General features: G+C 53.2%; 23 protein-coding genes and 2 tRNA genes. 22 read left to right on the top strand and 3 right to left on the bottom strand.

What is annotated here, in order from left to right:
* Positions 1-13: 13 nt before the first annotated feature.
* The 8 genes from der to F552_RS0101280 all read left to right on the top strand — a co-directional run bounded on the left by der (position 14) and on the right by F552_RS0101280 (position 7904).
* Positions 14-1429: a ribosome biogenesis GTPase Der gene (gene der, locus F552_RS0101310; protein WP_018149907.1), complete on the top strand. Its 1416-nt coding sequence runs from the start codon at positions 14-16 to the stop codon at positions 1427-1429.
* A 167-nt stretch (positions 1430-1596) separates the two neighbouring features.
* On the top strand, positions 1597-1839 hold the full coding sequence (gene hfq / locus F552_RS0101305; protein ID WP_026182278.1) for an RNA chaperone Hfq: 243 nt from the start codon (positions 1597-1599) through the stop codon (positions 1837-1839).
* A gap of 83 nt (positions 1840-1922) precedes the next feature.
* Positions 1923-3071 carry a GTPase HflX gene (hflX, locus tag F552_RS0101300; RefSeq protein ID WP_018149905.1) on the top strand — a complete coding sequence of 383 codons (1149 nt, stop codon included), beginning with the start codon at positions 1923-1925 and terminating at the stop codon, positions 3069-3071.
* A 45-nt stretch (positions 3072-3116) separates the two neighbouring features.
* On the top strand, positions 3117-4271 hold the full coding sequence (gene hflK / locus F552_RS0101295; RefSeq protein WP_018149904.1) for an FtsH protease activity modulator HflK: 1155 nt from the start codon (positions 3117-3119) through the stop codon (positions 4269-4271).
* 4 nt (positions 4272-4275) lie between these two features.
* Entirely contained in the window at positions 4276-5163 is an 888-nt protein-coding gene (gene hflC, locus F552_RS0101290; RefSeq protein ID WP_018149903.1) for a protease modulator HflC, read from the top strand.
* Between the two features lie 12 nt (positions 5164-5175).
* Complete coding sequence (locus F552_RS21050) at positions 5176-5358, top strand: DUF2065 domain-containing protein (protein WP_083917393.1); 183 nt, start codon at positions 5176-5178, stop codon at positions 5356-5358.
* Positions 5359-6513 (top strand): ATP phosphoribosyltransferase regulatory subunit, encoded by a 1155-nt coding sequence (locus F552_RS0101285; protein ID WP_018149902.1) that lies wholly within the window; start codon positions 5359-5361, stop codon positions 6511-6513.
* Positions 6514-6608: 95 nt separating this feature from the next.
* The gene (locus F552_RS0101280; RefSeq protein ID WP_018149901.1) at positions 6609-7904 is read left to right on the top strand and encodes an adenylosuccinate synthase; all 1296 of its coding nucleotides are present in this window, start codon (positions 6609-6611) and stop codon (positions 7902-7904) included.
* A gap of 92 nt (positions 7905-7996) precedes the next feature.
* On the opposite strand, the gene mltB is transcribed toward F552_RS0101280, so the two are convergent.
* Complete coding sequence (gene mltB, locus F552_RS0101275; protein ID WP_018149900.1) at positions 7997-9025, bottom strand: lytic murein transglycosylase B; 1029 nt, start codon at positions 9023-9025, stop codon at positions 7997-7999.
* Positions 9026-9117: 92 nt separating this feature from the next.
* Positions 9118-9699, bottom strand: coding sequence for a helix-turn-helix domain-containing protein (locus F552_RS0101270; RefSeq protein ID WP_026182277.1), 582 nt, complete (start codon positions 9697-9699; stop codon positions 9118-9120).
* Positions 9700-9844: 145 nt separating this feature from the next.
* Here F552_RS0101270 and F552_RS0101265 point away from each other — a divergent pair, with 145 nt between their 5' ends.
* From F552_RS0101265 to F552_RS0101205, 13 genes are all read left to right on the top strand, one after another.
* Entirely contained in the window at positions 9845-11056 is a 1212-nt protein-coding gene (locus tag F552_RS0101265; RefSeq protein ID WP_018149898.1) for a glycine C-acetyltransferase, read from the top strand.
* 2 nt (positions 11057-11058) lie between these two features.
* Positions 11059-12084, top strand: coding sequence for an L-threonine 3-dehydrogenase (gene tdh, locus F552_RS0101260; protein ID WP_026182276.1), 1026 nt, complete (start codon positions 11059-11061; stop codon positions 12082-12084).
* A 48-nt stretch (positions 12085-12132) separates the two neighbouring features.
* Positions 12133-12208: transfer RNA gene (locus F552_RS0101255), tRNA-Ala, on the top strand.
* A gap of 53 nt (positions 12209-12261) precedes the next feature.
* Positions 12262-12337 (top strand) — tRNA-Glu (locus F552_RS0101250).
* Positions 12338-12461: 124 nt separating this feature from the next.
* Positions 12462-13106: an endonuclease III gene (gene nth / locus F552_RS0101245; protein ID WP_018149896.1), complete on the top strand. Its 645-nt coding sequence runs from the start codon at positions 12462-12464 to the stop codon at positions 13104-13106.
* Position 13107: 1 nt separating this feature from the next.
* A complete protein-coding gene (locus tag F552_RS0101240; protein ID WP_018149895.1) occupies positions 13108-13539 on the top strand; it encodes a DUF1841 family protein in 432 nt (143 codons plus the stop codon).
* A gap of 48 nt (positions 13540-13587) precedes the next feature.
* On the top strand, positions 13588-14916 hold the full coding sequence (locus F552_RS0101235) for a UDP-glucose dehydrogenase family protein (RefSeq protein WP_018149894.1): 1329 nt from the start codon (positions 13588-13590) through the stop codon (positions 14914-14916).
* Between the two features lie 43 nt (positions 14917-14959).
* Positions 14960-16087 (top strand): nucleotidyltransferase family protein, encoded by a 1128-nt coding sequence (locus F552_RS0101230; protein ID WP_018149893.1) that lies wholly within the window; start codon positions 14960-14962, stop codon positions 16085-16087.
* Positions 16088-16249: 162 nt separating this feature from the next.
* Positions 16250-18352: a molybdopterin-containing oxidoreductase family protein gene (locus F552_RS0101225; RefSeq protein ID WP_018149892.1), complete on the top strand. Its 2103-nt coding sequence runs from the start codon at positions 16250-16252 to the stop codon at positions 18350-18352.
* 17 nt (positions 18353-18369) lie between these two features.
* On the top strand, positions 18370-19521 hold the full coding sequence (locus F552_RS0101220; RefSeq protein ID WP_018149891.1) for a methionine aminotransferase: 1152 nt from the start codon (positions 18370-18372) through the stop codon (positions 19519-19521).
* 181 nt (positions 19522-19702) lie between these two features.
* Entirely contained in the window at positions 19703-20554 is an 852-nt protein-coding gene (gene cysT / locus F552_RS0101215) for a sulfate ABC transporter permease subunit CysT (protein ID WP_245546637.1), read from the top strand.
* 12 nt (positions 20555-20566) lie between these two features.
* On the top strand, positions 20567-21463 hold the full coding sequence (gene cysW / locus F552_RS0101210) for a sulfate ABC transporter permease subunit CysW (protein ID WP_018149889.1): 897 nt from the start codon (positions 20567-20569) through the stop codon (positions 21461-21463).
* A gap of 32 nt (positions 21464-21495) precedes the next feature.
* Positions 21496-22536: a sulfate/molybdate ABC transporter ATP-binding protein gene (locus F552_RS0101205; protein ID WP_018149888.1), complete on the top strand. Its 1041-nt coding sequence runs from the start codon at positions 21496-21498 to the stop codon at positions 22534-22536.
* Positions 22537-22567: 31 nt separating this feature from the next.
* On the opposite strand, the gene F552_RS0101200 is transcribed toward F552_RS0101205, so the two are convergent.
* Positions 22568-23554 carry a GlxA family transcriptional regulator gene (locus tag F552_RS0101200; protein ID WP_018149887.1) on the bottom strand — a complete coding sequence of 329 codons (987 nt, stop codon included), beginning with the start codon at positions 23552-23554 and terminating at the stop codon, positions 22568-22570.
* A gap of 164 nt (positions 23555-23718) precedes the next feature.
* Between F552_RS0101200 and F552_RS0101195 the strand changes: the two genes are divergently transcribed.
* A partial coding sequence (locus F552_RS0101195; protein WP_018149886.1) for an FAD-dependent oxidoreductase occupies positions 23719-24552 on the top strand: 834 nt, incomplete at its 3' end.

Raw genomic sequence — 24552 nt, 5'->3', positions numbered from 1 at the left:
ACCGGAACAACGAATGAAACCGACATTAGTTTTAGTAGGTAGGCCGAACGTAGGCAAATCTACATTGTTTAACCGTTTGACCAAGTCTAGAGATGCCTTGGTCGCGGACTTGCCAGGCCTTACCCGTGACCGTCACTACGGTCAAGGCAAGGTAGGCAGCAAATCCTATCTGGTTGTGGATACCGGTGGTTTTGAGCCGGTTGCCAAAGATGGCATCATGCATGAAATGGCGCGTCAAACCCTGCAGGCCGTCGATGAGGCAGATGTTGTCCTGTTTCTGGTGGACGCTCGTCAGGGCCTGACACCGCAAGACAAACAGATTGCAGACCAGTTGAGAAAGTCTGGCAGAAAAGCCTGGCTGGCCGTCAATAAGGCGGAAGGCATGGCGCGCAATGTGGTGACGGCCGAGTTCTATGAACTGGGTATGGGTGATCCATTGGCCATTTCTGCCGCCCATGGGGATGGCCTGCGTGAACTGGTCGATCTGGTGCTGGCTGATTTTCCGGACGAGGCAGAAGAAGAAGAGCCAGATCATCCGAAAATTGCCATTATTGGTCGCCCAAACGTTGGCAAATCGACGCTGGTGAACCGCATTCTTGGCGAGGAAAGGGTGATCGCCTTTGATGCGCCAGGTACAACTCGAGACAGTATCTATATCGATTTCGAGCGCGAAGGCAATCCTTATACCATTATCGATACAGCCGGTGTGAGACGTCGTGGCAAGGTCACGGAAGCCATTGAAAAATTCTCCGTTATCAAAACGCTGCAAGCGGTAGAAGATGCCAATGTGGCGGTTCTGGTTCTGGATGCTCGTCTGGAGGTGTCTGATCAGGATGCGTCCCTGGCCGGGTTTATCCTTGAAACGGGTCGTGCTTTGGTGATTGCCGTCAACAAATGGGATAACCTGCCGGAAGAACAGCGCGAAAGAATCAAATATGAGCTGGAGCGCAAGCTAAGTTTCCTGGCGTTTGCAAAGTTGCACTTTATTTCAGCCTTGCAAGGTAACGGTATTGCCGGCTTGTTCAAGTCCATCGACAAGGCTTACACATCCGCCATGGCCAAACTGGCTACGCCAAAACTGATACGTGCACTGCAGCTTGCTGTTGAAAAGCAGCAACCGCCTCGGGCCGGGATGTTCAGGCCAAAGCTGCGTTATGCTCACCAGGGCGGTACTAATCCGCCTGTCGTCATTGTTCACGGCACATCGCTGGAACATATTCCGGACAGTTATTGGCGTTATCTGGAACATACCTTTGTGAAGATGTTCCAGCTAGAAGGTACACCGCTTAAAGTGCAGTTCAAGCGTTCTGATAATCCGTTTGCACCGAAAGTACCTGTTGTGCCAGGCAAGGCATCCAGCAAGCCGGGTGCTAGAAGAAAGCCAAAACCTGAAACTAAAGCGAAATTCAAGGGTCGAACAAAGCCATAAGCCAAACCGGGGATCAACGCAATAGCATATTCCATGCTGTTGCGTTGTGGTTTATCTACGATAATAAGCTTTGTATTTCCTGATAAATAGATTACAGTAAGAATTACTTAGATCACGCTTGCCAAAGAATAAAAGATTTTTCACATATTGACATGGAGTCAACCAACATGAGCGGCAAAGGGCAAATTTTACAAGACCCGTTTTTAAACATCTTGCGTAAAGAGCACGTACCAGTTTCGATTTATCTGGTAAACGGCATCAAATTGCAGGGGCAAATCGAGTCGTTTGATCAATATGTTGTGTTGTTGCGTAATACGGTGACACAAATGGTTTACAAGCATGCCATTTCAACCGTAGTGCCAGCGCGTTCTGTATCGATTCCATTTGATCAGCCAGCTTCAGAAGGCTGATCTATTTCGACACATCTTTCATACCCAAGTACATACTGTGTACTTGGGTATTTCTTTTGATATTTTAAGATTGAGATTCGTGCGTGTTTGATCGTCCTGATGTTGGTGATACCGCGGTACTTGTCGCGCTGGATTTTGGCGACCCGGATTTTCTGGAAAGTCTGGCAGAGTTAAGAGAGCTTGCCAGCAGCGCTGGCTTAACGGTCGTTGGTGAAATCACCGGGCGGCGCGACAGACCGGATTCCAAGCTGTTTGCCGGTTCAGGTAAAGCTGAAGAAATCGGGATGATGGTCAAGGGAACGGATGCATCGCTGGTGATCTTTAATCATCAGTTATCTCCTGCTCAGGAAAGAAACCTCGAGAAAACCCTGGAATGCAGGGTCATTGACAGAACCAGTCTGATTCTGGATATTTTTGCACAGCGGGCTAAAAGCCACGAAGGCAAGCTGCAGGTCGAATTGGCGCAGCTGGACCATTTGTCTACCCGTCTGGTCAGGGGGTGGACCCACCTTGAACGCCAGAAAGGTGGTATTGGCTTGAGAGGTCCGGGCGAAACCCAGCTGGAGACGGACAGGCGCCTGATCGGCAAAAGAGTCAAGCTGCTGAAAGACCGTCTTGCCAAGGCGAAAATGCAACGTCATGTACAGCGTGGCGCCAGGCAACGGGGTAACGTGTTCTCTGTGTCCATTGTCGGTTATACCAACGCGGGCAAGTCGACCTTGTTTAATCGGATGACCAAGGCGCAAGCTTATGCGGCCGACCAGCTATTTGCTACCCTGGATACGACAAGCCGCAAGGTTTTTCTTGCCGAAGGCGAGTCAATGGTTTTGTCTGATACGGTAGGTTTTATCCGGCAATTACCGCACAGCCTAGTTGCTGCTTTTCGTGCCACGCTGGAAGAGACCATCCATGCCGATTTGCTTCTCCACGTTGTTGATGTCAGTCACCCCATGCGGGAGCAGCATATTATTGAGGTCAACAAGGTGTTGAAGGAAATTGGGGCGTCCGATATCCCGCAAATACTTGTGTGGAACAAGCTGGATCTGAAACCGGGTCTGGAGGCAGGGGCCGAATACGATGAGTATGGTAAAATAACGGCGGTCAAAGTGAGTGCATTAAATGGCAATGGTTTTGATGTGCTGCGTGAAGTTTTACGGGAACAGGCGTTAAAAGGCAATGTCGTAGCAATACCTGTTGAACAGGTTAATGCAGACTGGACCCCTCTGGGTTGATCTGGCGTTAAACACGAACAATTATTCTGATTAGGTGAAGAGTGAATGAGTGATCCACAATGGGGTAAGCGGGGTAATGATGGCCCGCCAGATCTGGACGAAATTTTTCGCAAGCTGAATGCCCGTTTGGTCGGGTTGTTTGGTGGTGGCTCAGGTAAGCCGCAGGGACCCGCTAGCTGGGTTGGTGGTGCTGGCATCATCGCTGCAATTTTGGTGCTCCTGTGGGGCGCGACCGGTTTCTATGTGGTAGATGCCAAGGAGCGAGGCGTGGTTGTACGCTTCGGCAAGTTCAAGGAAATCACCTCGGAAGGTTTGAACTGGCATCTGCCTTATCCGTTTGAAGAAGTCGATATCATCAACCTGACGCAAGTGCGCAGTGTCGAGATCGGCTATCGGGACAATTCCAAGAATAAAGTGCCAGAAGAGGCACTGATGGTGACAGAAGACCAGAATATCGTGGATGTACAGCTTGCCATTCAATATGACATCACGGACCCTAAAGCCTTCGTGTTTAACAATGTGGCATTAAGCGATGATGCCGAAGACATTGTCAAACAGGCGGGTGAAGCGGCCATTCGTGAAGTGGTAGGCCGCAACAAGATTGATGCGGTGCTGAACGAAGGTCGTGCCAAAATATCGGTTGACGTCAAGGCTACCGTGCAATCCATTCTGGATTCATACGGCACGGGTATTCGTGTCAGCCAGGTGAGCATTAATCAGGTGCAACCACCTGAGGCCGTACAGGCCGCTTTTGATGATGCGTCACGTGCGGTGCAGGACAAAGACAAGTCCAAAAGTGAAGGTGAAGCTTACTTTAACGACAAGGTGCCTCAAGCCAAGGGTCTGGCATCTCGTTTGCTGGCAGAAGCCGAAGGTTATCGCCAGAGTATTCTTGCCAATGCAGAAGGCGAGGCAAGTCGCTTCAAGCAGGTACTGGTCGCCTACAATCAGGCGCCTGGCGTGACAAGGCAGCGTATGTATTTTGATACGATGCAAAAAATATTTGCCAACAGCAGCAAGGTCTATGTCGATCAAAAGGGCGGCAACAACTTGCTGTATCTGCCATTGGACAAACTGATTCAGCAATCAGGAACGCCATCTTCTCAAGAGACTCAGAAACCGGCGGTTGTGACGCCTCCGGCAGCGAGTGCAGATAGTAACCGTGATATCTCCATATCTCCGAACAGAGAAGGGCGTTAATTCCATGCAGCGTGTTATTTCAGCAATTATCATTGGTGCATTGCTCCTGTTTGTGGTTTCTATCAGCCTGTTTACAGTCAAGCAAACGCAATTTGCCATTGTCTTCCAGTTTGGCGAAATTGTCCGGGTGATCAAGGAACCTGGCATCCAGTTCAAGATTCCGTTTACCCAGTCGGTTCGCTTTTTTGAGCGTCGCGTCCAGACAATTGATGCCGAGGCGCCGGACCCTTTTAACACCCGTGAGAAGAAGAACGTACTGGTCGACAGCTTCGTCAAGTGGCGCGTATCGGATGTCGTACAGTTTTACAAATCCACCAGCGGTGAATTGCGTACGGCTGAAATGCGGATTCGGCAGATCGTGAATAGCGGTTTGCGTGATGAAATCGGTAATGTGACCGTTTATGAAGTGATTACTGGCAAGCGTGATCGCATCATGGCGGAGGTGCGCCGCAAGGTGAACCGTGAAGCGGTGAAGCTGGGTGTGGAAGTGCTGGATGTGCGTTTGAAGCGTGTCGACTTTCCGCAGAATATCAGTGGCGCGGTGTATGAGCGCATGAATGCAGAGCGCAAGCGGGTGGCCAATGAGTTGCGTTCCGAAGGCGCAGCAGAGGCCGAAAGGATCAAGGCGGATGCGGATCGTCAGCGCGAAGTGATTATTGCAGAGGCCTACAAGCAGGCACAGGAAATCAAGGGTGCAGGTGATGCACAGGCTGCCAAGGTTTATGCAGATGCATTTAGCCAGAATCCAGAGTTCTACAGTTTTTACAAGAGCATGGAATCGTACCAGCGTACCTTCAAGAACAAGTCGGACGTAATGGTATTGGATCCGTCATCTGATTTCTTCAAGTACCTGAAAAACCCGAATGGGACCGCTGGCAAAGCGACAAAGTAAGAAGGCTGATTTGTGGATAGTTTTCCATGGAAAGAAGCATTTGCGTTCTTACTGATATGTGAGGGTATTCTGCCATTGTGTTTGCCGAAGGCCTGGCGGGATACCTTTTCAAGGTTGGTACTGTTAAAAGATGGTCAGTTACGTTTTATTGGACTAAGCAGTCTGTTGGCTGGAATCATATTGTTGGTAATCTAGATGAAAAACCGTTGGTTGTTACCCGAGTATATCGAAGACGTGTTACCTGCTGCTGCATGGCAGATTGAAGAGGCACGTGCAAACCTGTTATCCCTGTTCAAGCGTTATGGCTATGAGTTGGTGATTCCACCCCATATTGAATATATTGAATCCCTGACGGGTGTTGATGGTGATGACCTCGATTTAAAAACCTTCAAGCTTGTTGATCAGTTGTCTGGACGGCAATTGGGCTTGCGTGCCGATATGACCCCCCAGGTGGCGCGTATTGATGCCCACTTGCTGAATCGTGATGATGTGGCGCGCCTGTGCTATGCCGGGCATGTTGTTCATACCTTGCCTGCTGGGCATTTCTCGACACGCGAGCCTTTGCAGGTAGGTGCCGAACTGTATGGTAGCAAGAGTATTTCTGCCGATCTTGAAATTATCGAGTTGATGGTGCAGGCATTGAAAGTGGCTGGCTTGCCGCAATTGCACGTGGATATAGGTCATGTGGGGATTTTCAGGGCGCTGTGCGAAGAAGCCAAGGTTGGTCCGGAGGTAAGGGCTGATCTGTTCTCTGCATTGCAAACCAAAGACGTGCCTGCTGTGAATGAAATTACGGCGGTTTGGCCGGAAGCACTGCGTGCGGGGATGCTGGCGTTGCCAGGTTTGTTCGGGCCAGCTGACATTCTTGAGAAAGCCAAGCAGGTTCTGCCAGCGTTGCCGGCAATTGTGGATGCCCTGGATACATTGACCAACGTGTGTGCTTACCTGAAAGACGTGGGTATCGAGAGCGCTATCGAACTCGCTGAATTGCGTACCGGTCATTACCATAATGGCCTTGTGTTCACGGCTTTTGCAGATGGCTGGCCAAACCCGGTTGCTCGTGGTGGTAGATACGACAATATTGGACAGCAATTTGGTCGTGGGCGTGCCGCAACTGGCTTTAGTCTGGACTTACGCGATATACTACGGGGTTTGCCGAAGCCTGATCTTGGCAAGGGCATCCTTGCGCCTGATTTGCGCGATGCGGCTCTTCGCCAGGCGATTGATGCCCTGAGAGACCAGGGTGAAATGGTCAAGGTTGACTTCAAGGGGCTGCGCAGCAGTGAGTCAGGATGCGACAGAGAGCTTGTCGCTGAAGATGGCCGCTGGGTTGTGAAAGCTTTAGGCTAATGCCTGCTTTGAGTTAAAAAGATGCTGGTTTGCTTCGTTCTGCATGCGGTTGCAGGACGATTTCTGTTTTGAAATTTGTGTTTCGAGGAATACACATGGCACGCAATGTGGTGGTAATTGGTACCCAGTGGGGTGATGAAGGCAAGGGCAAGATTGTTGACTGGCTCACCGATCATTCTCAAGGTGTTGTTCGCTTTCAAGGCGGGCACAATGCAGGTCACACCCTGGTAATTGGTGGTCAAAAGACCGTATTGCATTTGATCCCGAGTGGCATTTTGCGTGAAGGCGTTGCTTGCTACATTGGTAACGGTGTTGTGTTGTCTCCAAAAGCACTGCTGGATGAAATTACCAAGCTGGAGAATGCAGGCATTGCCGTGGCATCCCGTTTGCGTATTTCCGAAGCGTGCCCACTGATTCTGCCGTACCACAGTGCAATCGATCTGGCGCGTGAAGCCGCCAAAGGCGAGGCAAAGATCGGTACAACCGGTCGTGGTATTGGACCCGCTTACGAAGACAAAGTGGCCCGTCGTGCCATCCGTTTGCAAGACTTGTTCCATCGCGAGCGTTTTGCTGCCAAACTGGGCGAAGTGCTGGACTACCACAACTTTGTCCTGAAAAATTACTTCAAGGCTGAAACCGTTGATTTCCAGCAAACGCTGGATGAAACACTGGCGTTTGCTGATCGCATTCGTCCGATGGTGGCGGATGTGTCACGTGAGCTATATGAACTGTCTCAGGCCGGCAAGTCCATTCTGTTTGAAGGCGCGCAAGGGTCGCTGCTGGACGTTGACCACGGTACCTATCCGTTTGTGACATCGTCTAACTGTGTGGCTGGCGCTGCTTCTCCTGGTGCTGGTGTTGGTCCGCAAATGTTGCAATACGTACTGGGCATTACCAAAGCGTATACAACCCGCGTTGGTTCTGGCCCGTTCCCGACTGAGTTGTTTGATGAGACCGGCGCCTTCCTTGCGAAACGTGGTAACGAGTTTGGTGCAACAACAGGCCGTCCGCGCCGTTGTGGCTGGTTTGATGCCGCCGCCCTGAAACGCTCTATCCAGCTAAATGGTGTATCTGGCTTGTGTGTGACTAAACTGGACGTGATGGATGGTATGGAAACCATCCAGATCGGCGTGGGCTATGAGGTTGATGGTCAGCGCTATGACATTCTGCCATTTGGTGCCGAAATGGTGGCGGGTTGCAAACCGGTATTTGAAACCATGCCTGGCTGGTCTGATAGCACTGTAGGTATCAAAAACTACGACGAGCTGCCTGCAAATGCGCGCGCTTATCTGAAGCGTATCGAAGAAGTGTGCGGTGCACCGGTTGATTTGATCTCTACCGGTCCTGACCGTGAAGAAACGATTGTCATGCGTCATCCATTTGCGCATTAAGCAAATCGTTCTACTTCGGGTTCGTGCCCAAACAAAAAGCCCCATTCCGAAAGGATGGGGCTTTTTGTTTTTGTGGGTGATGACGACATCACTTATGACGAGGCGGCGGTTTCTTGTAAAGAGGCCATCCCTGTTTTCAGTGTATTCGCGAGGTTGATCACGCTAAGTGCATATAGCGTGCTTTTATTGTAGCGGGTGATGACATAGAAGTTGTTCAGGCCCAATAGGTATTCGATTTTATCGGGAGCGGTTTCTATCGGGAAAAGCACCGCTTTTTCCTGTGCATCTACTCTTTCAGCTGGTGTAACGCCAAATTTGGCCATGTCAGCAATGGTGTAGTGCAGATTGAATTTATCAGCAACCAGAGTCGGGTAGGTTTCCCCGGTAACGGTCGCTTTTACGATGGCATTCTGGTCTTTTTGCCAGCCAAACGAATGCAGATAGTTTGCGACACTGGCAATGGCATCCGCCGGGGTGTTCCAGATGTCTTTGTGCTGATCATTGGTGGCATCAACGGCATATTGATGGAACGAAGAGGGCATGAACTGGGGTAGCCCTAGTGCGCCTGCATAAGAGCTTTTAAAGCTGGCTGGGTCAAGTTTTTCGTCTCTGGCCAGAATCAGGAAAGCTTCCAGTTCCCCTTTGTAATAATCTGCTCGTCTTGGGTAGTCAAATGCAATGGTAGATAAGGCATCAATGGCCCTGAAGCTGCCTGCGTTACGGCCGTAATCTGTCTCTACGCCCAGAATGGCGGCGATCACTTCGGCGGGTACCCCATACTGTTTTTCGGCAGCGGCCAGTTCGGGGGCATATTGTTTCATGAATGCCAAGCCATGACTGATACGTGTGACATTGATGAAGTTGGGATGATACAAATACCAGGGACGTGACGTAGAAGGTTTGTCCAGGGCTTCGATAATCTTGGGTTTTTCCACGACATCATCGAAAATGCGAAAGAGTTCGCTTTTATCAAACTGATGCTTGCTGACCATGTCATTGATGAACTGGGTTACTTCTGGGCGTGCGGCCAGATCGCTGGCGATCGCTTCATGGTGTGAGACAAGGCCAAGTGTCAGCAGGAGACCCGTCAGCGCTTTGTGGCTTATTGTGCGTGTTTTCATTGTGTGTGCGGCTATGCCTTCGTGGGTTAGTGTCTGTGCCTTGTGACAATCTTTCTGTCATGTTGGTTCAATGGCGAGTCGTGGTTTAATAATTATCCGCCATGGATCACGACGAGCAGGGCACGTACTGGTGTCTCCCCTGCATTCCGGATGGCGTGGTCAATATCGGCGCGATAGCGTGCCGTTTCGCCTGCCTTTACTGTTTTTTGATGCGTCCCTTGCTCTATGGTGACTTCGCCTTCATAGACCGTCAGGTGTTCTTCTGTGCCCGGATCGTGGGCGTTGGAACATAATGCCCCGGCAACGGCGAGATCCAGTCCATACCACTCAAATTTTCCTGCAAGGTGCATGGGGCCCAGGATTTTGAGCTGGTAATTGGATTGAGGCCCATTTAGCGTGGGAGTCTCATGAATATTCATGACCTGAATGGCGGGCTCGGTGTCCAGTGTACTGGCAAACAGTTGATCCAGCCCCATTCCAAACGCATTGGCTAGTCGCCAGGTTACGGCGATGGTAGGATTGGCTTTATCTCGTTCGATTTCGGACAACATGGATTTGGAGACACCTGCAATGCGTGACAGGTCTTCCAGTGTCATCCCGCGTTCTGTGCGTAAAGACTGGATCAGTTGTCCAATGCGCGGTGGGCTATCCGGTGAGGGGAGTGTGCTTGCCATGGTGGATATCCTCGTTTACACTGTTCGATATGTTGGAATTTGGTTCTTTATAATGCAATTATCGCCCGTTTGATCCATTATACCAGTCAAACCAATCCCCTTGCTTACCAATGCATGCGGGGGCGAATCAAACAAAGGAGACACAATGAACCCGCGCTATCTGGAACATATCAATCGAACCCTGGAAGAAATTCGCCAGGATGGTTTCTACAAGTCCGAGCGGGTCATTACCTCTCCTCAAGGTACTGATGTTGCCCTTCAAAATCAGCCACATGTCATCAACATGTGTGCCAACAATTATCTGGGTCTTGCCAATGATGCGCGTCTGATTGCCAGTGCCAAACAGGCGCTCGACAGCGATGGCTTTGGCATGGCCTCTGTCCGGTTTATTTGTGGTACGCAAAGTGTGCATAAAGCATTGGAAGCCGCCATCTCTGACTATCTGAAAACAGAAGACACCATTTTGTTTTCCAGCTGTTTTGATGCCAATGCGGCCGTCTTTGAAGTGTTGCTCTCTGAAGCAGATGCCGTGATCAGTGACGCATTGAATCACGCCTCCATCATCGATGGCGTAAGACTTTGCAAAGCCGCCCGGTATCGTTACAAGAATAACGATATGGTAGATCTTGAGGCGCAGCTGCAAGCGGCGAAGGATGCCGGCGCGCGCTTCATGCTGGTGGTTACGGATGGCGTGTTTTCGATGGATGGGGCCATTGCGGACCTGGCTTCTTTGTGCGATGTGGCAGAGAAATTTGGCGCGCTGGTGATGGTGGATGATTCACATGCGGTCGGGTTTATCGGCCCTGAAGGTCGCGGGACACCTGCTATGCATGGCGTGGAAGACCGTATTGCCATTTACTCTGGCACGCTCGGCAAAGCATTGGGTGGGGCGGCAGGGGGGTATTTGTCCGGTTATGCGCCGTTGATTGCGCTGCTGCGTCAGCGTGCCCGCCCATATCTGTTCTCTAACACCCTGACACCAGCCATTGCGGCTGCATCGCTGACTGCACTTGAGTTGGTAAAAAGCGCCGAAGGTGATGCGTTGCGCAAGCAGCTAACGGCGAATGCCGAGCGTTTCCGCGCAGGCATGACCGAGTTGGGCTTTACATTGCTCCCGGGTGAGCATCCGATTATTCCTGTCATGCTGGGGGATGCCAATCTTGCACGTGAAATGGCGGATGCCTTGCTGGAAGAGGGCGTGTATGTCATTGGATTCTCTTACCCGGTTGTGCCTAAAGGGCTGGCACGTATCCGTACACAAATGAGCGCGGCGCATACTTTTGCGCAGATTGATGCGGTGGTCGCTGCGTTTGCCAAGGTTGGCCGTAAACTGGGCGTGATTTCAGGGGGAGCATGAGCATGAAAGCATTGGTAAAAACTGAAAATGCACCCGGCTTGACCATGACCCGGGTCAAACGACCTGAAGTCGGGCATAACGATGTGATGATCCGGATTCGCAAGACGGCGATTTGCGGGACGGATATTCATATCTGGAATTGGGACGAATGGGCACAGAAAACCATTCCTTGGCCGATTCAGGTAGGGCATGAATATGTTGGCGAGATTGTCGAAATTGGCCAGGAAGTACGCGGCTTCAAGATTGGTGACAGGGTATCTGGTGAAGGGCATATTACCTGTGGTTTTTGTCGTAATTGCCGTGCTGGGCGACGTCATTTGTGTCGTAATACGGTCGGTGTCGGGGTCAACCGGGAAGGGGCATTTGCCGAGTATCTGGTGATTCCGGCGTTTAACGCGTTCAAGATTCCGGATGATATTCCGGATGATCTGGCTGCCATTTTTGACCCGTTTGGCAATGCAACGCATACAGCGCTCAGCTTTGATCTGGTTGGGGAGGATGTGTTGATCACCGGTGCCGGGCCGATCGGGATCATGGCGGCGGCCATTGCCAAGCACGTGGGGGCACGCAATGTCGTGATTACCGACGTGAATGATTACCGCCTTGAATTGGCACGCAAGATGGGGGTAACCAGAGCCGTGCATGTGGGGCAGGAGTCACTATCGGACGTGATGCGGGAGCTGGGCATGACGGAAGGGTTTGATGTGGGACTGGAAATGTCTGGCGTGCCACAAGCCTTTGCCAGCATGCTGGAAAACATGAACCATGGCGGGAAGATCGCCATGCTGGGCATTCAGCCTGCGGATAGCAAGATCGACTGGACACAGGTCATTTTCAAAGGTCTGGAGATCAAGGGGATTTACGGGCGCGAAATGTTCGAGACCTGGTACAAGATGGTCTCCATGTTGCAGAGCGGACTGGATTTGTCCCCCATTATTACTCATCACTTCCAGGTCGATGATTTCACCGCAGGATTTGAGATCATGAGATCCGGCAATAGCGGGAAAGTCATATTAAATTGGGAATAGGGGTTTACAAGGCTGAATCTACTCTGTAGAATGCGCAGCTCTTGTTCTGGGGGTATAGCTCAGCTGGGAGAGCGCTTGCATGGCATGCAAGAGGTCAGCGGTTCGATCCCGCTTACCTCCACCAAGTGAACCTGAAATTCAAACAGCCTCGGTTTGGTTTCTTGTAGACAGGTTTCTGTCCCCATCGTCTAGAGGCCTAGGACACCGCCCTTTCACGGCGATAACCGGGGTTCGAATCCCCGTGGGGACGCCAGATAAAAGCCTACTGCATTTGCAGTAGGCTTTTATCATTTTTACAGTCCGTTTTGATAAGGTCAGGTTTCTATCCCGGAGATGAAACCGTTATAATGACCGGATAATATCCATGTGACGACTTCATGAATGCTGAAAAGCGCTTTCAGATTTTTGCCCGGCTGGCGGAAGCCAACCCGAATCCGACAACAGAGCTGGAATATTCCTCGCCATTTGAATTGCTGATTGCGGTCATGTTGTCTGCCCAGGCTACGGACAAGAGCGTGAATGTTTGCACCCGGAAACTGTTTCCAGTGGCGAATACACCGGCTGCGATCCATGCGCTGGGTCAGGAACAGCTGGAAGGCTACATCAACCGTATCGGGTTGTATCGCAGCAAGGCCAAGCATGTGATCGAGACATGCAGGATATTGATGGACCAGCACGATTCCGTCGTTCCTGACAATCGGGAAGCATTGGAAAAATTACCTGGTGTCGGACGAAAAACCGCCAATGTCATTCTGAATACGATATTCAGGCAGCCGGCAATGGCTGTGGATACACATATTTTCCGTTTGTCCAACCGGACCCGGATTGCGCCGGGCAAGACTGTCCGCGAAGTAGAAGACAAGCTCATCAAGGTGATACCCAAGCAGTTTATTCTGGATGCCCATCATTGGCTGATTCTGCATGGCCGCTATACCTGCATGGCACGCAAACCGTTGTGTGAAAAGTGCATCATTGCCGATTTGTGCGAATACCCGGCCAAAGTAATACAGGAACAAAAATAGAATGTTTAATCCGACCAGAGAGCAGGCCAGACAGTTTTTATTTGAGAGTTGGCAGAAGTTTCGTGATGGCATGCTGATGACGGATCTTGAGATCATGGCGGTGGATGTGATGGGGTTGCACCCTGAGTACCACCAGATGCTGGATCAGCCTGACAAATACATGGACAAGGATTTTTCGCCCGAAGCAGGGGATGCCAACCCTTTTCTGCATTTGATGATGCATTTGTCGATTCGTGAGCAGATATCGATTGACCAGCCGATGGGGGTGAAGAGCTACCATCAGCGGCTGACGTTGCGTCTGGGTGGTGTGCATGATGCAGAGCATGCGTTAATGGATTGCCTGGGTGAAATGATCTGGCATGCGCAGCGCTACCATACTGAACCGGACCCTTCCATTTATCTGGCTTGCCTTGAAGGCAAGCTGCAGTCTTGATGACCTACATCAAATGAATATGAGCCGTTTTTTTGTGAGCCATAAACAATGAAAATTACCGTAGTTGGTACTGGATATGTCGGCCTGGTTTCCGGAGCCTGCCTGGCAGAGATGGGTAATAACGTACTTTGCCTGGATGTTGATCCGCGAAAGATCGAAATTCTGGAAAATGGGGGCATACCCATTCATGAGCCTGGGTTAGACAGCGTGGTTGCACGCAACGTTGCTGCGGGGCGCTTACGGTTTACCACAGATATTGAACAGGCGGTTGCGTTCGGGACGTTGCAATTTATTGCCGTAGGGACGCCACCGGATGAGGATGGCTCCGCCGACTTGCAGTATGTGCTGGCTGCAGCCCGGAATATCGGTCGTTATATGACGGACTACAAGGTTGTAGTCGACAAAAGTACCGTACCGGTAGGGACGGCAGACAAGGTAAAAGCCGCGATTGCCGATGAGTTGGCCAAGCGCCAGAGCAAGATCGAGTTTTCTGTCGTATCCAACCCCGAGTTTTTGAAAGAAGGGGCGGCGGTTGAAGACTTCATGAAACCTGACCGGATTGTGGTGGGGGCTGAAGATGCGCGGGCCGTCGAGTTGATGCGCGACCTGTATGCGCCGTTCCAGCGCAACCATGACAAGCTGATGGTGATGGATGTTCGCAGTGCCGAGCTGACCAAATATGCTGCCAATGCCATGCTGGCAACCCGCATCAGCTTCATGAACGAACTGGCCTTGCTGGCTGAAAAAGTTGGTGCAGATATTGAGCAGGTACGGATTGGTATCGGGTCTGATACACGGATTGGCTATCACTTCCTGTACTCTGGCTGCGGTTATGGTGGTTCCTGCTTCCCGAAGGACGTAAAAGCATTGATTCGTACCGGTGAAGAAACCGGCCAGGATCTGAAAGTGCTGAATGCCGTTGAAGCGGCCAATGATGCGCAAAAGATGGTGCTGGTCAATAAACTGGTTAAACAGTTTGGCAGTGATCTGTCTGGCAAGCACTTTGCAGTATGGGGACTTGCATTCAAGCCTAACACGGATGATATGCGTGAGGCGCCAAGCCGTGTGCTGATTGAAGCCTTGTTTGAACGGGGTGCAACGGTCACTGCTTATGATCCGGTAGCGATGGAAGAAGCAAAACGCATCTTTGGAGAGGACAAGCGCCTGGCGTATGCAGAATCCCCGATGGCCGCGCTGAATGATGCGGATGCCTTGCTGATCGTGACAGAATGGAAAGAATTCCGTAGCCCTGACTTCGAGGACATGAAGCAGCGCCTGAAAAATGCCATCGTGCTGGATGGCAGAAACTTGTATGATCCAAAGGCGTTGGTGCGGGCTGGCATTGATTATCAGCCGATTGGTCGTAAAGTTAACTGAATTCTGACGAAAATGTCACTGGAACAGTTGTAAACACGGTGAGATGAGCGATAAGGAGCATAGTGTGGCAAAAGGGATGATTTTGGCGGCAGGTCAGGGGACGCGTGTCAGACCGCTGACGAAAAACACGCCAAAACCGATGATTCCGATTCTGGGAAAACCGGTGATGGAATACCTGATTGAGCACCTTGCGCGGCATGGCATCACCGAGATCATGGTGAATGTGGCCTATAACCACACTAGTATCGAAAACTACTTTGGGGATGGCAGTCGCTGGGGGGTGGAGATTGGCTATGCTTATGAGGGGACTCGTCAGCATGGTGAAATCCTGCCTAAGCCATTTGGCTCTGCGGGTGGCATGAAAAGCATTCAGGAATTTGGCGGTTTTTTTGACGATACTACGCTGGTTATTTGCGGGGATGCTCTGATTGACCTGGATATTTCTGCCGCCATTGAAGAACATAAGGCCAAAGGGGCGATTGCGAGTGTGATTGCGCTGGATGTGCCGCTGGAGCAGGTGCAGAATTACGGTATCGTGGTGGCTGATGAGGCTGGCCGGGTAAAGAGTTTTCAGGAAAAACCCAAGCCTGTCGAGGCGCGATCTACGCTTGCCAGTACCGGCATTTATATTTTCGAGCCGCAGGTACTGGATTATGTGCCTTCTGCACAGGAATATGACATCGGTAGCCAGTTGTTCCCGACACTGGTGGAGAAAGCGTTACCGTTCTTTGTGCAGAGCCGTCCGTTTCACTGGATTGATATCGGTCGCGTGAGTGATTACTGGTCTGTCCTGCAACGTGTGCTGCGTGGCGAAGTGGCAGAAATGCGTATGCCGGGTAAAGAAGTGAAACCGGGCGTCTGGGTTGGCTTGAATACGTCGGTGGCCTGGGATGAGATTACCGTCAATGGGCCGGTGTATATCGGGGCGAACGTTAAAATTGAACCTGGTGTCATCATCAATGGCCCTAGCTGGATTGGCCACGGTAGCATTCTGCGCAAGAACAGTACCGTGTCCCAGAGCATTCTGTTTGAGTACACACGGGTAGATGCCGGACAGCGTTGCCATGAGGTGATTTTGTCCCCGAACTATTGTGTTAATCGCCATGGCGAGACGATTTACCATAGTGACGAGGATTGCCAACTGAGATGGGGCGATGCCCGTGCCAGTTAAGGCAAAGTGGTTCTTGTGATTTTCAAGCGTGCCTGCGTGGCACGCTTTTTTATTTGTTAGGTACCAAAAAGGTCGTCAATGTCTGGAATGGGCATTGTGAAATGGGACAGAATGTGCTGAAAATAGTATCTGTAAAAGTTAACTCCTGATGGTAGTGCTTAAATGACAAAACTTACCGTAAAAGCTGCTTGCCCGCACGACTGCCCGGATACCTGTGCCATGCTGGTGACCGTAGAAGAGGGGCGTGTCACCAAAGTGGCGGGTGATCCGGCGCATCCGCCGACACATGGTGCATTGTGCACCAAGGTAGCCCGGTATCCGGAGCGGATATATCATCCGGACCGCTTGCTGCACCCGATGCGGCGGGTTGGTAAAAAGGGTGAGGGAAAGTTTGAGCGCATCAGTTGGGATGAGGCGTTAGATGAAATTGCCAGCCGTCTGCAGGCGGTTGCCGCCAAAGGTGGCGAGCGGATATTGCCTTATAACTATGCCGGTACCATGGGATTGGTGCAGGGCGATAGCATGTCTGCCAGGGTGTTCCACAAACTCGGTGCCAGTCTGTTGGGCAAGACCATTTGTGCCAGCGCTGGTAGCACAGCACTAAAGCATACCTATGGTGGTGGCGTTGGCATGCATATGGAGTTTTTTGAAGAGGCCCGGCTGATTCTGCTATGGGGAACGAACACGATTACCTCCAACCTGCATTTGTGGACCAAGATTCAGGAAGCGAAACGACGTGGTGCCAAAATCATTGCAATTGATCCGTACCGGACGCAGACCGCTGACAAGTGTGACCAGCATATTGCCATCTTGCCTGGGACTGATGCGGCACTGGCTTTGGGCATGATGCATGTCTTGCTGCGGGAAGGCTTGCTGGACCGTGAATATATTGACCACTATACCGTTGGTTTTGCCGAACTGGCGGAACAGGCTGGCAAGTACACGCCAGATCATGTGGCGAAGCTGTGTGGCATCGAAGCGGGCGTGGTAGAGTCGCTGGCGCTGTTGTACGGACGCTTGGCGGTGCTGGAGAAGCAGCCAGTGGCGATTCGCTTGAACTATGGCATGCAACGGGGACATGGTGGCGGTCAGGGTGTGAGGGCGGTTGCTTGTCTTCCTGCACTGGTGGGCGCCTGGCGGCATCGTGCCGGGGGGCTGCTGTTATCCAGTTCGGGATATTTCCCGGTCGACATGGCAGCTTTGCAGCGTCCGGACCTATTGCCGGACCCGGCCCATCCGCCAAGAACCATTAACATGAGTACGATTGGGAATGCGTTGCTGCACACAGGTGACGCGCATTTTGGGCCGCCAATCGAGGCATTGGTGGTGTACAACTCCAACCCGGTGGCGGTGGCGCCCGAGTCTGGCAAAGTTGCGGCCGGATTTGCACGCGAAGATTTGTTTACGGTGGTGCTGGAGCATTTTGTCACGGATACCTGTGACTATGCCGATATTATCCTGCCGGCCACCATGCAGGTGGAACATGTAGATATCCACAAGTCGTATGGGCATACCTGGTTTGTCGGGAATCAGCCTGCGGTGAGCCCCATGGGCGAATGTCTGCCTAACGCAGAGATTTTCCGTCGCCTTGCCAAACGACTGGGGTTTACCGATGCCTGCTTTGGCGATACGGATGAACAGATTGCCGATCAAGCCATCCAGACGTCGTCTCCATTGGCCAAAGGCATTAGCTGGACGCTACTAAAGGAAAAAGGCTGGGCGAGACTGAACTTGCCAGATGCACCGTTTGCAACGGGTGGATTTTTGACGGCAGATGGCAAGTGTCACTTTTATAGTGAAGCACTGGAAGGTACCGATTTGAGCCCTGTCCCGGCATTTGTACCACCGTATGAAAGTGTGCAAAGCAACCCGATGTTGGCCCAGAAATACCCGTTGGCCATGATCAGTCCGCCTTCTCGCAATTTCATGAATACCACCTTTGCCAATATCGAGAGCCTGTTGCCGAAGGAAGGTGAGCCTGTGGTGGAAATCCATCCGGTGGATGCCGAACGGCGCACCATTCGCCATGGTGATCAGGTGCTGGTACAGAACGACCGGGGTAGCCTGCAGTTGACGGCCGTGGTCACGAATCGCATCAGGGAAGGTGTGGTGTCCATTCCGTCGGTCTGGTGGAAAAAGAAAGCCAAAGATGGCAAGAATGCGAACGAGCTGACCAGCCAACTACTGACCGACATGGGGGAAGCGCCTGTGTTTTATGATTGTCTGGTAGAGGTAAAGCCTGTGACTGCCAGTGTATTGAATTAACCAGCCGGATATTGCAGATGAAGTCATTTGTATCGAAGTTGCCCAATGTAGGCACTACCATTTTTACCGTTATGAGCCAGTTGGCCGCAGAGCACAAGGCCATCAACTTGTCTCAAGGTTTTCCGGATTACCCGTGTCACCCGGATGTGACCCAGGCCCTGATGGATGCGGTGGCTGCCGGGCACAACCAGTATGCCCCCATGCCGGGCATTCCTGCCTTGCGGCAGGCCATTGCAGCAAAACTTGCCTTGCAGCATGGCGCGGCATTTGATCCGGATACAGAAATCACGGTGACCGCCGGGGCGACACAGGCCATTTATACGGTGATAGCGACTGTTTTGCATGCAGGTGACGAGGCGATTATCCTGGAGCCTGCTTACGACAGTTATGCACCCGCGATTGAAGCCCAAGGTGCCAAGGTGGTGCGTATTGGATTGTCTGCCCCGGATTACCAGGTGGACTGGTCGCAAGTGCAGGCTGCGGTAACCGGCAAAACTCGCCTCATCATTGTCAACAACCCCAATAACCCGGCTACCAGCGTCTTTTCGTCGGCTGATCTGGACGCGCTGGCCAATATTGCCGACAAGCATGACTTGCTGGTACTGGCTGACGAAGTGTACGAGCATCTGGTCTATGGTGAGAATCGGCAGCATAGTGTGTTGTCTCATCCTGCACTGCGCAGCAGAAGTTTTGCCGTCTATTCGTTTGGCAAAACCTTCCATGCAACCGGCTGGAAGGTTGGGTACTGTGTGGCGCCTGCCATGCTGACCAGTGAATTCCGCAAACTGCACCAGTTTCTGGTGTTTTCGGTGCATACACCGACCCAGCATGCGTTGGCCCACCATTTACAAACACCTGCCCACTGGCAGGGCTTGCCTGCATTTTTTGAACCCAAGCGGGATATGCTGGCAAAAGGTCTGGAAAAAGCGGGGTTTGAGCTATTGCCGAGCCAGGGCACGTATTTCCAGCTGGTTCGCTACGATGCCATCAAGCCCGGTCTGGATGACGTCAGTTTTGCACGCTGGCTGACCATGGAAGTGGGGGTGGCGTGCATTCCTGTGTCTGCCTTTTATGCCAATGGGCAAGATGATCATGTGGTGCGTTTCTGCTTTGCGAAGCAGGATGCCACGTTGCAACAGGCAATCGACAAGCTGTCCGTCTTGCGATGACATGGGCGGTTTGCCCGACAGGTTAATGCTTTTGGTTATATATAAATAAATATATAGTATTTATTGTTCTAAACTGTTTTCGCTAGACTTGCGTCCTGTGCCAGAGATTGCCGTTTGATCTCTGGCGATCTGCATACAGGGCGATGGTTGGAACATCTGGCATTTCTGTGTATGCGTATTGATGACTCATACGAGAAAACCGATGTCCAAGCCGCACAGTATCTTGCCGGGATTCCGGCTGTCTCTGGGGTACACGATCCTCTACCTGTCGCTGATCGTGCTCATCCCGCTCTCTGCCATCTTCTTCAAGACCGCCCTGATGTCGTGGCCCGACTTCTGGGCACTGGTGACTTCGCCACGGGTAGTGGCCAGCTACAAGGTCACCTTCGGTACTTCACTGGTGGCGGCGCTAATCAACTGCCTGTTCGGTCTGGTGGTGGCGTGGTCGCTGACCCGTTACCAGTTTGTCGGCAAGCGCTTCTTTGATGCGCTGGTCGACCTGCCGTTTGCGCTGCCAACCGCCGTGGCCGGCATCACGCTGTCGTCGCTGTATTCGGTCAACGGCTGGGTGGGGCAGTACCTGGAACCGCACGGCATCAAAGTGGCGTATACCCCGACCGGCATCGTGGTGGCACTGACCTTTATCGGCCTGCCGTTTGTGGTGCGTACCCTGCAACCGGTGCTGGAGGACCTGGAAGCCGAGGTCGAAGAAGCTGCCGCTTGCCTGGGTGCCACCCGCTGGCAGACTTTCCGCCGGGTGATCTTCCCGGCCATTTTACCGGCGCTGCTGACCGGCTTTACGCTGGCGTTTGCCCGGGCCATTGGCGAATACGGCTCGGTGATCTTCATTGCCGGCAACATGCCGATGATCTCCGAGATCACCCCCTTGCTGATCGTCGCCAAACTGGAACAGTACGACTACAGCGGCGCCACCGCGCTGGCACTGGTGATGCTGGTGTTCTCGTTCGTGCTGCTGTTTACCATCAACGGCCTGCAATGGTGGGCCAGCCGCCGCGGTCAGCGCGGCGCCTGAGGGAGAATCCGCATGCAACCCAAGAAATCTGCCCGTAGCACCCAGGAACCACGCTGGCTGCGCTATAGCCTGATCGGCATTGCCCTGGCCTTTTTGCTGTCGTTCCTGTTCCTGCCGCTGGTGTTTGTGTTTGTACAGGCACTGGCCAAAGGGGTAGATACCTACCTGGACGCGCTGAAAGAGCCCGACGCCTGGTCGGCCATCCGGCTGACCCTGATCACCGCCGCCATTGCCGTGCCGTTCAATCTGGTATTCGGCGTCGCCGCCTCCTGGGCCATCGCCCGGTTCGAGTTTAAGGGCAAAGCCTTTCTGGTGTCACTGATCGATCTGCCGTTTGCCGTCAGCCCGGTCATTTGCGGCCTGATCTATATCCTGCTGTTCGGCAGCCATGGCTGGATCGGCCCCTGGCTGCAAGACCACGATATCAAGATCGTGTTCGCCATCCCCGGCATCGTGCTGGCCACCGTGTTCGTCACCTTCCCGTTTGTGGCCAGAGAACTGATCCCGCTGATGCAAGCCCAGGGCAAGGATGAAGAAGAAGCGGCCATCTCGCTGGGCGCCAGTGGTTTCCAGACCTTCTGGCGGGTGACGCTGCCCAACGTCAAATGGGGGCTGATCTACGGGGTGATCCTGTGCAATGCCCGCGCCATGGGCGAGTTTGGAGCCGTCTCGGTGGTCTCCGGACATATCCGCGGCGAAACCAATACCATGCCGCTGCATATCGAGATTCTCTACAACGAATATCAGCAGGCGGCCGCCTTTGCGGTGGCCTCGCTATTGGCCCTGCTGGCGCTGGTGACACTGGTGCTCAAGAGCGTGGTCGAATGGCGCCTGCGCAAGGAGCTGGCGGCCCAGGACGAGCTGCCCCCCGATGGGCTGCCGGCCACCCCGCGTACCGCTCACGCCTGACCCCGCGTGCTTACCGAATCAAGGATGACCCCATGAGTATCGACATTCAGAACATCTCCAAACGCTTTGGCCCGTTCGTGGCGCTGGATAACATCAATCTCAGCCTGCCGACCGGCGAGCTGACCGCCTTGCTCGGCCCCTCCGGCTGCGGCAAGACCACCTTGCTGCGCATTATCGCCGGCATGGAAAGCGCCGATCAGGGGCAGGTACTGTTCTCCGGCAACGACGCCACCCACCTGCACACCCGTGACCGGCAGGTGGGCTTCGTATTCCAGCACTACGCGCTGTTCCGTCACATGACCGTGTTCGAGAACGTCGCCTTTGGCCTGCGGGTCAAACCGCGCAAGGAACGGCCGTCCGACGCCGAGATCCGCCAGAAAGTCACCCATCTGCTGCAACTGGTACAACTGGACTGGCTGGCCGACCGCTACCCGTCGCAACTGTCTGGCGGACAACGGCAGCGGATCGCCCTGGCCCGGGCGCTGGCTGTCGAACCGAAAGTCCTGTTGCTGGATGAACCGTTTGGTGCGCTGGATACCAAGGTACGCAAGGAACTGCGCCGCTGGCTGCGTCACCTGCACGACGAAGTGCACATTACCAGCGTGTTTGTGACCCACGATCAGGAAGAAGCGCTGGAAGTGGCCGACCGGGTGGTGGTGCTCAACAAGGGCAAGATCGAACAGATCGGTACCCCGGACGAGGTGTACAGCCACCCGGCCACGCCGTTCGTGTACCAGTTCCTGGGGAATGTGAATGTATTCCACAGCCGCATCCACGGCAGCTGGGCCGAGATTGCCAAGCAGGAACATCAGGGCGAGGCGGTGGCCTTTGTGCGGCCGCACGATATCGAGATCACCCGGGACGCGGGGCAGGGGGCGTTGCAAGGGACGGTGCGCTTTGTGCATCCGATCGGACCGGTGGTGCGGGTGGAGCTGGCGCACCAGAGCGAAACCATTGAGGTAGAACTATCCCGCGAACGGCAACAGCAGCTGGACCTGCGGGTGGGGGAGGTGACGTATTTCCGTCCCCGGCAGGTGCAGGTGTTTGAGGATGTGCAGGACTTTGTGATTTAGCCTGCCGGGCTTAGGGCCAAGCAGGACTAACTTAGCCCTGTTTGGCCCTAAGCTCACGCGGGGTGTAACCGAATGCGCTTTTAAATGCCCTGGCAAAGTGGGAGCCGTCACTAAAGCCGCAGTCTTGGGCAATGGTGCCAATTGACTGCTGGCTAAGTGCCAGCATCTCGTGGGCCCGGTGCAGGCGTAAATGTTTGCTGAAATTGGCCGGTGTCATGCCGGTTTCCAGCAGGAACAGACGCTCCAGATGCCGGGTAGACAGATTCACCTTTTCGGCCAGTTGCTGGCTGGTGAGTGGCTCTGCCATTTGCTGCTCGATATACAGCATGGCGCGTTTCACATGCAGATTCTTGGTAGTCTGGGTATTGATCGGCTGTGGCTGCAATTGCTGGCTCTGCAGGGACAGACTGCTGTCTTCCAGCATGATTCGCAGCGATTTGGCGGCTTCAAACCTGCTTAAATGACGTTCGATCAGATAGGCGGCCATGTGGATGACCCCGGTGCCGCCGGCACAGGTAATCCGGTCCCGGTCTGCGATATAGACCTCTTCCGAATGCGTGTCCAGATGCGGAAACTCTTCCACAAACTGCTTGTGATGGAACCAGGACACACAGCAACGCTTGCCTTCCATCAGCCCGGTTCTGGCTAGAATAAAGCTGCCGGTACAGATGCCGATCAGGGGAATTCTGGCTTGTGCAGCCCGTTTCAGATATTGGGTCAGTTCTGTCGGGATGCGTTTGCCGCTGTGGATCAGTCCGCCCACAATCACGATATAGTCAAACTCACTTGGGTCAACCAATAGGGACGTCGGGCTGACTTCCACGCCGCAACTGGCCTTGACCGGAATCCAGTTGTGATTCATGACCTTCCACTTGATGCGGATTTGCCGGCTCAGGTCATTATCGTCAGCAGCCAGCCGGAGGGCATCAATAAAATTGCCAAAAGGCCCCAGGGTAAAATTGGGGGAAAGCAGAAAACCGATATTGAGCGGTTTTTGGGTTGAGGCAGTATTTTCCACTGGATTTGGCTCACTGGCGGATGATTGTCGGTTTTAGTGTATCAAATGTCAGATTTGTCCGGTTAGTAAATGTCGGTTGTCCACACAATACGCTTAAGTTAAAAACCCTGAATGCCGTAAGCGTCGGGTTTTGTGTTTCGTGTATGACTCATGTGGGATGAACCATGTCATCAAACCGCTACTCCCTCTGGAGCCTGTTCAAGCAAGGACTCAAGCATAACAAAGGCTGGGAACCTGCCTGGACCAGCCCGCAGCTCAAGCCATCGTATGATGTGGTGATCATCGGCGGCGGCGGCCACGGTCTGGCGACGGCCTACTACCTGGCCAAGAACCACGGGGTGAAGAACATCGCCGTGCTCGAGCGCGGTTATCTGGGGGGCGGCAACACCGCCCGTAACACCACCATCGTGCGTTCCAACTACCTGTGGGATGAAGCCTCGCAGCTGTACGAGCACAGCATGAAGCTGTGGGAAGGCTTGTCCGAAGACATCAACTACAACGTGATGTTCAGCCAGCGCGGCGTGTTCAACCTGTGCCATACGCTACAGGACATGCGCGACGGCGAACGCCGCGTCAACGCCAACGCACTGAACGGCATCGACGCCCAGCTGCTGACCACCGCCGAAGTCAAGGCCCACATTCCGCTGCTGGATTGCAGCAGCCGTTCCCGCTACCCGGTACTGGGCGCCACGTACCAGCCACGCGCCGGCGTCGCCCGTCACGATGCGGTGGCCTGGGGCTTTGCCCGTGCCGCCAGCGCGCTGGGGGTCGACATCATCCAGCAATGCGAAGTACTGGGCATGGACATTGAAGACGGCCGCATCAAGGGCGTGGAAACCTCTCAGGGTTACGTGCGCACCAACCGCGTCGGCTGTGTCACCGCCGGCCACTCTTCGGTGATGGCCAAGATGGCCGGCATCCGCCTGCCGATCGAAAGCCACCCGCTGCAGGCGTTTGTGTCCGAATCCATGCGCCCGTGCCTGGACACCGTGGTGATG

This window comes from Leeia oryzae DSM 17879 (genome assembly GCF_000376945.1).
In the GTDB taxonomy this organism is placed as follows: Bacteria; Pseudomonadota; Gammaproteobacteria; order Burkholderiales; family Leeiaceae; genus Leeia; species Leeia oryzae.
The sequence above is the reverse complement of the archived record's forward strand: the minus strand, read 5'-3'. Positions and strand labels throughout refer to the sequence as shown.

Coding starts and splice junctions, on each gene's coding strand:
- F552_RS0101270 (WP_026182277.1), bottom strand. CDS start 9,699: ATGGCAAGCACACTCCCCTCACCGGATAGCCCACCGCGCATTGGACAA.
- F552_RS0101265 (WP_018149898.1), top strand. CDS start 9,845: ATGAACCCGCGCTATCTGGAACATATCAATCGAACCCTGGAAGAAATT.
- cysW (WP_018149889.1), top strand. CDS start 20,567: ATGCAACCCAAGAAATCTGCCCGTAGCACCCAGGAACCACGCTGGCTG.
- F552_RS0101280 (WP_018149901.1), top strand. CDS start 6,609: ATGGCACGCAATGTGGTGGTAATTGGTACCCAGTGGGGTGATGAAGGC.
- F552_RS0101205 (WP_018149888.1), top strand. CDS start 21,496: ATGAGTATCGACATTCAGAACATCTCCAAACGCTTTGGCCCGTTCGTG.
- F552_RS0101220 (WP_018149891.1), top strand. CDS start 18,370: ATGAAGTCATTTGTATCGAAGTTGCCCAATGTAGGCACTACCATTTTT.
- F552_RS0101285 (WP_018149902.1), top strand. CDS start 5,359: ATGAAAAACCGTTGGTTGTTACCCGAGTATATCGAAGACGTGTTACCT.
- F552_RS0101240 (WP_018149895.1), top strand. CDS start 13,108: ATGTTTAATCCGACCAGAGAGCAGGCCAGACAGTTTTTATTTGAGAGT.
- cysT (WP_245546637.1), top strand. CDS start 19,703: ATGACTCATACGAGAAAACCGATGTCCAAGCCGCACAGTATCTTGCCG.
- hfq (WP_026182278.1), top strand. CDS start 1,597: ATGAGCGGCAAAGGGCAAATTTTACAAGACCCGTTTTTAAACATCTTG.
- hflC (WP_018149903.1), top strand. CDS start 4,276: ATGCAGCGTGTTATTTCAGCAATTATCATTGGTGCATTGCTCCTGTTT.
- hflK (WP_018149904.1), top strand. CDS start 3,117: ATGAGTGATCCACAATGGGGTAAGCGGGGTAATGATGGCCCGCCAGAT.
- F552_RS0101225 (WP_018149892.1), top strand. CDS start 16,250: ATGACAAAACTTACCGTAAAAGCTGCTTGCCCGCACGACTGCCCGGAT.
- F552_RS0101230 (WP_018149893.1), top strand. CDS start 14,960: ATGAGCGATAAGGAGCATAGTGTGGCAAAAGGGATGATTTTGGCGGCA.
- tdh (WP_026182276.1), top strand. CDS start 11,059: ATGAAAGCATTGGTAAAAACTGAAAATGCACCCGGCTTGACCATGACC.
- nth (WP_018149896.1), top strand. CDS start 12,462: ATGAATGCTGAAAAGCGCTTTCAGATTTTTGCCCGGCTGGCGGAAGCC.
- der (WP_018149907.1), top strand. CDS start 14: ATGAAACCGACATTAGTTTTAGTAGGTAGGCCGAACGTAGGCAAATCT.
- F552_RS0101235 (WP_018149894.1), top strand. CDS start 13,588: ATGAAAATTACCGTAGTTGGTACTGGATATGTCGGCCTGGTTTCCGGA.
- mltB (WP_018149900.1), bottom strand. CDS start 9,025: ATGAAAACACGCACAATAAGCCACAAAGCGCTGACGGGTCTCCTGCTG.